General features: G+C 64.2%; 1 protein-coding gene. It reads left to right on the plus strand.

Going from position 1 to position 349, the window contains the following annotated elements:
* On the plus strand, nucleotides 1–349 hold a 349-nt coding region (locus tag ACYF6T_RS44710; protein WP_461703729.1), incomplete at both ends, for an alpha-amylase family glycosyl hydrolase.

Genomic DNA, 349 nt, shown 5'->3' on the forward strand with positions numbered 1-349 from the left:
AGACGGCCCCTACGGCGACTACTACGTGTGGGCCGACGACGACAAGCAGTTCCCCGACGCCCGCATCATCTTCGTCGACACCGAGGCGTCCAACTGGACCTTCGACCCGGTGCGCAAGCAGTACTTCTGGCACCGCTTCTTCTCCCACCAGCCGGACCTCAACTACGAGAACCCGGCCGTGCAGGAGGAGATGATCTCCGCGCTGCGCTTCTGGCTGGACCTGGGCATCGACGGCTTCCGCCTGGACGCGGTGCCCTACCTGTACCAGCAGGAGGGCACCAACTGCGAAAACCTTCCGGCAACGCACGAGTTCCTCAAGCGGGTGCGCAAGGAGATCGACGCGCACTAC

This window comes from Streptomyces sp. 7R007, assembly GCF_054850255.1.